Annotated in this window: 8 protein-coding genes, 2 pseudogenes and 1 CRISPR repeat array; of the genes and pseudogenes, 9 read left to right on the top strand and 1 reads right to left on the bottom strand. The window is 29.2% G+C overall.

Annotated features, from left to right (window positions below; genetic code table 11):
• Positions 1–307: 307 nt before the first annotated feature.
• The 3 genes and pseudogenes from BM120_RS10390 to tnpA all read left to right on the top strand — a co-directional run bounded on the left by BM120_RS10390 (position 308) and on the right by tnpA (position 2,575).
• Entirely contained in the window at positions 308–697 is a 390-nt protein-coding gene (locus tag BM120_RS10390; RefSeq protein ID WP_091995776.1) for a DUF6608 family protein, read from the top strand.
• 297 nt (positions 698–994) lie between these two features.
• On the top strand, positions 995–1,687 hold the full coding sequence (locus BM120_RS10385; RefSeq protein WP_242941609.1) for a DDE-type integrase/transposase/recombinase: 693 nt from the start codon (positions 995–997) through the stop codon (positions 1,685–1,687).
• A 455-nt stretch (positions 1,688–2,142) separates the two neighbouring features.
• Positions 2,143–2,575: pseudogene (gene tnpA, locus BM120_RS10380) on the top strand (IS200/IS605 family transposase).
• Positions 2,576–2,718: 143 nt separating this feature from the next.
• Here the strand turns inward: tnpA and BM120_RS11145 are convergent.
• Positions 2,719–2,862 (bottom strand): annotated as a pseudogene (locus tag BM120_RS11145) (IS481 family transposase); the annotation flags it as partial.
• 190 nt (positions 2,863–3,052) lie between these two features.
• Here BM120_RS11145 and cas6 point away from each other — a divergent pair.
• The 6 genes from cas6 to csm5 all read left to right on the top strand — a co-directional run bounded on the left by cas6 (position 3,053) and on the right by csm5 (position 9,386).
• Positions 3,053–3,796, top strand: a complete 744-nt coding sequence (gene cas6, locus BM120_RS10375) for a CRISPR-associated endoribonuclease Cas6 (protein WP_091995774.1) — start codon at positions 3,053–3,055, stop codon at positions 3,794–3,796.
• Positions 3,793–6,114, top strand: coding sequence for a type III-A CRISPR-associated protein Cas10/Csm1 (gene cas10, locus BM120_RS10370; protein WP_091995772.1), 2,322 nt, complete (start codon positions 3,793–3,795; stop codon positions 6,112–6,114). Before cas6 ends, cas10 begins: the two co-directional genes overlap by 4 nt.
• Before the next feature lie 4 nt (positions 6,115–6,118).
• Positions 6,119–6,634 carry a type III-A CRISPR-associated protein Csm2 gene (gene csm2 / locus BM120_RS10365; RefSeq protein WP_091995770.1) on the top strand — a complete coding sequence of 172 codons (516 nt, stop codon included), beginning with the start codon at positions 6,119–6,121 and terminating at the stop codon, positions 6,632–6,634.
• Positions 6,635–6,739: 105 nt separating this feature from the next.
• The gene (gene csm3, locus BM120_RS10360; RefSeq protein WP_242941608.1) at positions 6,740–7,315 is read left to right on the top strand and encodes a type III-A CRISPR-associated RAMP protein Csm3; all 576 of its coding nucleotides are present in this window, start codon (positions 6,740–6,742) and stop codon (positions 7,313–7,315) included.
• A gap of 38 nt (positions 7,316–7,353) precedes the next feature.
• Complete coding sequence (gene csm4 / locus BM120_RS10355) at positions 7,354–8,268, top strand: type III-A CRISPR-associated RAMP protein Csm4 (protein WP_091995766.1); 915 nt, start codon at positions 7,354–7,356, stop codon at positions 8,266–8,268.
• Positions 8,268–9,386, top strand: coding sequence for a type III-A CRISPR-associated RAMP protein Csm5 (csm5, locus tag BM120_RS10350; protein ID WP_177187428.1), 1,119 nt, complete (start codon positions 8,268–8,270; stop codon positions 9,384–9,386). Before csm4 ends, csm5 begins: the two co-directional genes overlap by 1 nt.
• A gap of 127 nt (positions 9,387–9,513) precedes the next feature.
• A CRISPR array of direct repeats spans positions 9,514–9,999; the repeat unit is 36 nt; unit sequence ATTAAGAAATAGATAACCTCGTAAGGGGACGGAAAC.
• Positions 10,000–10,001: the final 2 nt, after the last annotated feature.

Genomic DNA, 10,001 nt, shown 5'->3' with positions numbered 1-10,001 from the left:
ATGTAAAATATAATCAAAACCATAAAATGTAAAAAATAAAATTAAGTTATTTCAACTGTTTTAAATCATATAAAAAATATATATGTAGAGTGGGAGTAACAGAAGCAAATATATTACTGCTACAAAACGCTTGAAAATACAGGAATTGAGCGATTTTGATATAGTAAAATTCTCTAAATGATACTGTTTTGATACTAAAAAGCTGAAAAAGTAGGTTCAAAAGGGAGTTATTGAATTTAGGTGAATTGTTTAAAGCCTTCCATCATTTTGATGGTAGGCTTTTGAATAATAGATTGGAATATATATTATGAAAAATACTTGTAGATTATTAAAAAATATAGCCGTATTATTTTGTATTATTTTTACAGTAGCAATAGTAGCGAGCTGTATAATAAATGTGTTAATTGGGAATACAAATGATACTTATATTCATATTTTGGATAGGGCAGTATTAACATTAATTGGCTCTATTATTATTGTAATTGCAATAGATATTGATTTTAAAAGTTCAATATTAAATTGTTTAATCCCATATTTGATTTTTATTGCACTTGCTTTTATATATGTATTTATTTCAGGATTTTTTGTTGAACTACATTCTAATGCTTATAGAGATATATTTATAAATGATACAATTGCGTATATTATAGTTTATGTAGGTGTAATGTGCTATAACATATGTTACACAAATGAATAAAAAAAGAGAGGAACTCTGATACAATTGTAATATCAACAAAACCAAAATGTAAAGGAGTCCTCTCATGTTTATTATAACAGAAGAAATGCGTTACCGTCAAAAATTATGTGAATATGTTAAAAATATGGAGCTACAAAAGCCGCAAGGCGCTATCATACAAATTGTCATGTGTACAGGCAACTTGAAAAGTATGATGGAGCTGTAAGAAGTCTAGCTTTGAGGTCTAGAAGACCAAAAATAGCTCCAAAGCACATACAGAGGAAGAACTGACACTAATAAAAAAAATGTTAAAACGTAATGGAGTATATGGTCTTGCTGAAGTCTACGTTAGATGCTGTAAAAAAAGGATATACTGGAAGCTTCTCAAGTATGTGTAGGCAAATTAGAACAAGAGGGTATAAGCAACCAGTAATACGTCGAAAAAGCTATACAAGATACGATAAAATAGATGGGAAGTACCCAGGAGATAAAGTTCAAGTAGACATAAAATATGTTCCTGACGATTGTATAAAGCTTCCTGCATATGGATATAAATACTATCAAATTACAGGTATAGATGAATACAGTCGAAAAAGAGTTTTAAAGATTGTAAAAGAAAAAAGCACTCATGAAACAAAAAAATATCTAAATGATTTAGAAGGATTGATGGGCTTTCCAATCCATATTGTTCAAGTAGATAACGGCTGTGAATTTGTTAATGACGATGATAAAGCAAGTAAAGAAAGTGCATTTGAGAAGGCTGCATATGAACTTGGTATTACAATAAAGAGAACAAGACCATATTCACCATGGCAAAACGGAAAAGTTGAAAGAAGTCATAGAGAAGATGGAAAAATTCTATATAAGCGAAAAATATTTACTAGCGAAAAAGAATTAATAAAACAGGTGGAAAAGCATGAGAAAAGATATAATAGTACAGCAAAAACGAGTTTAAAATTTAAAAGTCCAAATGAAGCTGTAAAAGAGTATTTCCAAAATACATCTTGCTAGTATAAAAATTAAAATGAATCAAAGTCAAGGTACGCATAGCTTTTCTCCTTGACTTCGAATCCTCTAATTTTTAGATTGAAGATGTAAATTTGGAAAAAACTTTCTTATTAGTGTAACATATGTGTTGACAAATAAGAATTGCGTATATTATAGTTTATGTAGGAATATTGATTTATAAGAATATTTATGAACGTAAAAAATAAAATAAACATCTGGCTTAGTACTTTTGATTAAATAAAAGTATGGTTGTATAATATTTAGCGTTGATGAGAGAAAATAATTGCTCTCTCAACGCTATTTTTTTATAGGGACATGTCCCAGTTGAGCTCGCAAAGTGTGTGAAACAATAAACCAACTTCTATGTGGGTGCATGACAGAAGTTATACAAAAAAATCACCATTCTGTAGTATAATTGAATTGTTCAAGCTCAATAATACGAATCGTAAGGTGATTTTATGGCAAATAAAGCGAACAGCTTGTCGCACACAAAGTGGATGTGTAAGTATCATATAGTTTTTACTCCAAAATACAGGAGAAAAATTATATACAGCCAATATAGGGAAAATATAGGTAAGGTACTAAGACAGCTGTGCACGTATAAGGGTGTAGAATTAATAGAAGGTCATTTAATGTTAGACCAAGTTCATATATTAGTGAGTAACCATCCAAACATAGTGTATCACAATTTATGGGATATCTCAAAGGAAAAAAGTGCATTGATGATATTTGATAAGCACGCAAATTTAAAGTATAAGCTTGGAAATAGACACTTTTGGTCTGAATGAAGCAACAATAAAGAAGTATATTCAAGAGTAAGAAAAGCATGATATAGCATTGGATAAATTGAGTGTCAAAGAATACGAAGATCTCTTTAGGGATGGCAAGTAGTACAAATATCCCTTAAGGGATAGTGACGAGTCAAAGGCTGAGCTTGAACAAAGTGAAAGCCAGCGCCTTTAGACTCTGGCTGGTAACCCTTGGGCTTATACCCATTGTGCAAACCACCCGTTGGACTGGTGGTCATGATTCTAACGCATAAGAAATGCTTTTGAAATCTTATATCTTCTGCATACAAATTTGATAGAGTAACTACTTCTGGAAATTTTGACTACATGGTATCTAGATTCTAAAGTATGAGGTAAATATCTTTGTTTTTGTGTTATAATAATATTCATAAAGAGAATTTCTTTCATTTTTGATTTGTGGTTATTTCAATTATCTAGGATTTTCTCTCTTTTTTATTATTTGTCTAACGTTAATTGTAACACTATGGAATTAATTTATTTCTTTTGATAAAACATATTGAAATTAACGTTTTTAAAATGATATAATGAGGTTGATATCATAAAATTTTTGGAGGTTTATATGTTAACTAGGTTGGAAATGGAAATTGAATCACCTAAACACTTATATCTTGGTATTTCTTCTCTTTTGCATGGTTTTATTTTGAATAATGTACCTACTGAGTTTGCTAGATTTATTCATAATCCGGGATTAAACCCATTTTCTCAACATTTGGAGCATAGAGATAATAGATGGTTTTGGGTAGTTTCGACTATGTCTGAGGAAGCTTATTCTGAAATAATTGAAAAGCTTCTTTTGAGACTTGATGAGATTACTTTGCATAAAAATAATGTTAAAATAATAATAATTAATAAGAATATAGAAATAACACCTAAGAAACAGTTTATTAAGAGTATGTATGATGAATGTTCAGATAGGATACTTGAAATAAAATTTACAACACCAACTACTTTTAAGAAGTCGGGAAAATATATTTTTTATCCAGATATTAAGTGCATTTATCAGAGCTTAATCAATAAATACAATAGTTCAAATAATGAAGATCAAACCGACTATGAAGATTTATTGGAAGATATAGTAAACAATACAGAAATTATTGGTTACAATTTGAGAAATAAATTTTTTTATTTAGAAGGGATTAGAATAAATGGATTTTCAGGCACAATAAAGATAAAAATTTCTGGGACTCAAACATTGGTAAATTATGCTAATATGCTGTTTAGATTTGGCTGTTACTCGGGAATTGGTGCAAAAACATCTTTGGGAATGGGTGCTACAACCATAAAAAGGGGGGATAAAATTTGAGTAGTAATGTTATAGGTGTAACGATTGCTAGTTTGTTACACGATATTGGAAAAGTATTATACAGAACAGGATCAAAAACAAATCATAGTGAATTAGGATATGATTATCTTAAAGATACAATAAAATTATCTGATAAAGATATTCTTGACTCGGTTCTATACCATCACTCTAGTAAATTAAAAAATTCAACACTGGCGGAAAATAGCATGGCATATATAGTATATTTGGCTGACAATATCGCTTCAGGAATCGACAGAAGGAAGTATGGAGAAACTGAGAGTGATATTTTTAAAAAGAATACACCATTATATACCATATTTAACATTCTAAATGAGAACAACGAAAACTTGCATTACTCTCAAAAAACAGTTAATTTAGATGAAGGCATTAATATGCCAACTTCAAAAGAAATTAGTTTAGACAATAATTTTTATGATAGAGTAATGCTTGATATATCGGATTCCTTAAAAAATATTAACTACAGTAGTGAATATATCAGCTCACTATTAAATGTTCTTGAAGCGAATTTATCATATATTCCTTCATCGACAAATATAAGTGAACTTATTGATATTTCTCTTTACGATCATTTAAAGATGACAGCTGCAATAGCTTCAAGTATTCTTTTGTATCTTGAAGAAAAAGGAGTCTTAGACTATAAGAAAAGATTATATACTAATAGTGAAAGCTTTTATAGCGATAAAGCGTTCTTAATGTATGAAGTTGATATATCTGGCATCCAAAAATTTATTTATACAATAAGTAGTAAAGGTGCATTAAAAGGTCTGAGATCAAGAAGTTTCTATTTGGAATTATTGATGGAACATATTATAGATGAACTACTTGAGAAAGTAAATTTAAGTAGAAGTAACTTGATATCTTTAGGAGGTGGAAGAGCATCTTTTATATTTCCGAATACAGAAAATGTAAAAAATAAGATTATGTTGTTTGAAAAAGAAGTAAATTCTTGGTTTATTGAAAACTTTGATATAGGACTATATTTAGCAGGAGGATATGTTGAGTGTAGTTCAAATGACTTACAAAATAAACCTAATGGCTCTATTTCAAATCTACATATTGATATCTCGAAAAATATTTCTATGAAAAAAGGAAATAGATATTCAGCAGAAGATATTGTTAGGCTCAATAATAGAAATAATATTGGAAAAAGAGAATGTGTGGTTTGTAAAAAGATGGATATTATGGATGATGATTCTGATAAATGCTGTGTTTGTAGTGATTTAGAGTATTTTTCAGACGGAATTTTATATGGAAAATACTATGTAATAACTAAAACAAGTCAACTTCATAGCTTAATTCTTCCGTTTGGCAAATATCTCACTCCATACTTTGATAAAAAAGATATTATTGATATTATGAATCAAGAGGATTATTGTAGAACTTATACAAAAAATAGACATCATACAGGCTCTCAGGTTTCTAACAATCTTTGGGTTGGAGATTATACATTGGGCAAAACGTTTAAAGAGTTATCCGAAAAATCAATAGGAATAGATAGAATAGCTATTTTGCGTGCAGATGTTGATAATTTAGGAAATGCTTTTATTAATGGGCTAAGTAGAGAAGGTGGAAAATATGATACTATATCAAGAAAAGCGACTCTATCTAGGCAGTTATCTCTATATTTTAAAGGGTATATCAATAATGTATTAAAAAATGGAGTATATGACGTATTTGGTAAAAAAGGTGAAAGAAATGTTTCTATTGTATATTCAGGTGGAGATGATATTTTTCTTGTTGGCGCATGGGATGAAATAATATCGGCAGCAGTAGACATAAGAGAAAGTTTCAAAAAATTTTCACAGAATACTCTTTCAATATCAGCTGGTATTGGTATGTACAAACCAAACTATCCGATAAATATGATAGCAAAAGAAGTAGAAAAATTAGAAAGTGTTTCTAAAAATAATACATTGAAGGATTCCATAACGTTATTTTCTCCAGAGCATTGCTACAAATGGGATGACTTGGTTAATAATGTATTGGGAGAAAAGTATCTGGAGTTAAAGCAATTTTTTAGCGACAACACTAGTTTTTTAGAAAAAGGCGAGGTTAACGAAAGAGGAAAGGCTTTTCTATATAACCTTTTGGATCTATTAAGAAACGTGAATGAAAAAATTAATATAGCGAGATATGTTTATTTACTTTCAAGGATGGAGCCTAAAGATCCTGTGGAAAAAGGAAGATACCTGAGATTTTCAGGAAAAATGTATGAGTGGATGACTGACGAAAAAGATAGAAAAGAGTTAATTACTGCTATTTATATATTTGTGTATTCGATTAGAGAAAGGAAGTAATACTATGAATGGATACGGTGGGAAAAAAGGAAATAATGATAATTTTAGGAATAATGGAAATAATAGAAGTAATAATGGTTCAAAACCGAAAAACAAAAAGTCAAAGGTCGAAGATTACATAATTGAGTATAAAAAATTAGATAAAAATAATTATGTAAATATAGCAGAGAATGCTATAAAAAGTTTAGAAAAATCTAAAAAGGAGGCTGGAGTAAAGGTATTAACAACATCAAAAATAAGAAATCTTCTAGCAATGACAGCTGCAATATACAATGATATTATTGATAGCAAAAAAGAAGAATTAAGCGATGATATTATAGGAGATATTCAATATCTTAAAGTCAGATTTTTATATGAATCGGGAAGAGAACCATCAGTGAAAGCATTTACTCAAATTTCAAATATATTAAAATATATTGATGATATTGATGGAAGTAGAGAAGGTTTTATTTTGTTTAGCAGATATATGGAAGCACTTGTGGCATTTAGAAAGTTTTTAATAGATAGCAAGGATGAATAGGAGGAATATTATGTACGCTAAATTAGAAATAACAGGAGAAATAGAAGTAGAACAGGTTTACATATAGGAGGATCTGACGCATTTTCAGCAATTGGTGCTGTAGATATGCCGATTGTTAAAGATATTATTTCTGGAAATCCAATGATACCAGGGAGTAGTTTTAAAGGTAAATTGAGAGCCTTGCTTTCAAAGCAGTATGTTACGAATAATCCGAAAAAAACTCCAAATGATGATGCAGAATGTTTGACAGATATTTTCGGAAAATCAGGTGAAGACTTTAAACCGAGTAGAGTAATATTTTCTGATATGATAATGAATAACTGGGATGAATTAAAAAATGGATATGGTTTAACAAGTAAGACTGAAATAAAATTTGAAAATACTATTAATAGACTTTCTGGAAAAGCAACTCCTAGACAAATTGAAAGAGCCATTAGAGGTTCAAAATTTGATCTCAATATTATTTATGAGTATACCTCTGATGAAAACTTAAAGAAAGATTTTGAAATTCTAAGTGTTGGGTTTAAATTATTAGAGTATGATTATCTTGGTGGTAATGGGACAAGAGGATATGGAAAAATAAGAATAAACGACATTGATGTATGCGAAGTAATAGGAAATATTGATGAAAAAATATTAGATGAATGTAGTGATATTTTAAAGAATTTTAGACAATATTAGATAATTTTAAAGGAATTAAGATAATTAGTGGTGATGATATGAATTACAAGATATATAAATTAAAGTTCTCTACAGGTGTACACTTTGGAGATGGGATGTTAAATGACTCTATGTTATCTTTAAAAGCAGATACATTTTTTTCGTCATTGTGTATAGAATCTATAAAAATGGGGTGTTTGGATAAATTAATAGACTTTGCCAAAAAAAGAAAATTTGTATTATCTGATTTATTTCCATATGTTGATGATAAACTACTAATTCCAAAGCCTAATATATATATTGAGCCTAAAAAAACAGGAGATTCTATTCAGAAAAAAAAGGCAAAAAAATTAAAATATATAGCGATAGATGACTTAGGAAATTATCTAAATGGAGAAATAGATGAAGTAGAAAACTATATGGATAAAATTGGAGAAGTTGAGTCATTTACAAAAGTTAATCTGACTGAAAGCATTGCCAAACCGTTCCATGTTGGAATAACTTTTTATAATAAGAACTCAGGGCTATATGTTATTTTGGGATTTGAAGATTCAGAAGTAGATGAGATAGTCAGTGATATTATTCTTGGTTTATCTGTAAACGGAATCGGAGGAAAAAAATATTCGGGACTAGGTAAATTTGATTTCTATTCTCAGAGTATGCCGAGTGAACTTTTAAAAAGAATTGAAAACTATGAGAAATATAATAAAAAAATGAGTTTATCAGTATCTTTACCAGAAGAAAGAGAACTGAAAACTACTTTGATAAATTCAAGTTATTCTCTTGAAAAGAGGAGTGGATTTGTCTATTCCTCAGAAAGTGATAATATTACAAAGAAAAAAGATTTGTTTGTATTTTCTTCAGGCTCTTGTTTTGAAAACTGTTATGAAGGTGATATTTATGATGTATCCAATGGTCTGGTTAATCATCCAGTTTATAGATATGCGATTCCGATGTTTATGGGGGTGAAATGATGAAGAGTTTTATTGAAAGTCAAAAATTATCTATGGAGGTTGTGAGTCCAATTTTTATAGGTAATGGAGAAAAAATGTTGAATAAAAACTGCATTATTGATGTGTATAATAAAAAATTGTATGTTCCCAACCAGAGAAAATTTATGAAGCTACTGTTAGAAAGAAATTTGGTAGATAGCTATGAGGAGTTTATACTTGATTCAAACTGTAAAAATCTTTCTAAATGGATGAAAAATAATAATATATATTCTAAGTCGAAAGAAATTACTGACTACGAACTTGACATTTCAAATCTTGAGTCTGACAGTATTAGCGAGATTATTAATAACAATAAAGAATTATCTGTTTTTATTAAAGATTATTACGGAATGCCGTATATTCCTGGAAGTAGTATTAAAGGAGCTATTAGAACAGCTCTTATTGCTAGATACATACTTGATAATCCACCGAAATTTGAGAACATCAAGAGAAAAATAATTAATGATTCTAAAATGAGAGGAAAATACATCATAAAAAAAATTGATGGAGATATTAAGAATCTAGAGAGTAGAATTTTTAATACAGTTATGGAAGATGGGCATATCAAATCAAAAATGAGTGCTATTCAGGTTTCTGATAGTAAACCATTGCCAAAAGGTAGTTTATCGTTATGCAGTTACACAGATATACTTATTAATAAAGATGTTTTACAAAAAAAATCTTTAAAACTATTTAAGGAAATCATTAAACCAGGAACAATTGTGGATTTTGAAGTAAATATCGATAAAGGAAAAATAGAAATAGATTTGGATTATATTTTGGAATCACTCGAAATTTTCTTTAATTTGGTGAAAAAATACAATTTTTCAAAGTTTAATAAAAACTATATTCCAAATGGGAATATTTTGCTTGGTGGAATAGTTGGATTCCACTCTAAAACAATACTAATTGCTTTGCTTGGTGAAAAATATATTGACGTGATTATGGATATTTTTGATTTAACACTTAAGAAAGGAAATAAGATCTCGAACCATAAAAACGATAATACGTTAGGTGTAAGTCCGAGAACTCTTAAATGTACAAAATACGATAATAGAATAGTGAAAAGTGGAATATGTAGGATATTTAAAACAGTTTAGACGATATTGATATTCCAATGATGTGAGAATATGTTTTTGCTTGAAATATGGTGAATTGATTAAATTATTTTTTTAGAACGCAAAATACGGTTGAATATTAGTGAAGAAAAGAATTTCAGTAAGGAGGATTAAGAAATAGATAACCTCGTAAGGGGACGGAAACTTTCTTCCTTAATTCTTTCATATCATCAAATTCAGGTGCCTTATTAAGAAATAGATAACCTCGTAAGGGGACGGAAACAGTATTCATGTAAGCAGTATCTTCAGATTTTATTCTCATTAAGAAATAGATAACCTCGTAAGGGGACGGAAACGGGAATTCTTTTTATGAATTAATTTGTTCAGTTACAGATTAAGAAATAGATAACCTCGTAAGGGGACGGAAACTTGCACAGTATCTATAATACCATTTGAAGTATTCTTAATCATTAAGAAATAGATAACCTCGTAAGGGGACGGAAACACGAAAAATTTAGAGTTGAGTTTTCAAAACGGATAGTATCAATTAAGAAATAGATAACCTCGTAAGGGGACGGAAACTGCGTCTTGTGTGTTTCTATGGTTAAAAATCCATTGCATTAAGAAATAGATAACCTCGTAAGGGGACGGAAACAC

Origin of the sequence: Peptostreptococcus sp. D1, assembly GCF_900112955.1 — a bacterium.
In the GTDB taxonomy this organism is placed as follows: Bacteria; Bacillota; Clostridia; order Peptostreptococcales; family Peptostreptococcaceae; genus Peptostreptococcus.
The sequence above is the reverse complement of the archived record's forward strand: the minus strand, read 5'-3'. Positions and strand labels throughout refer to the sequence as shown.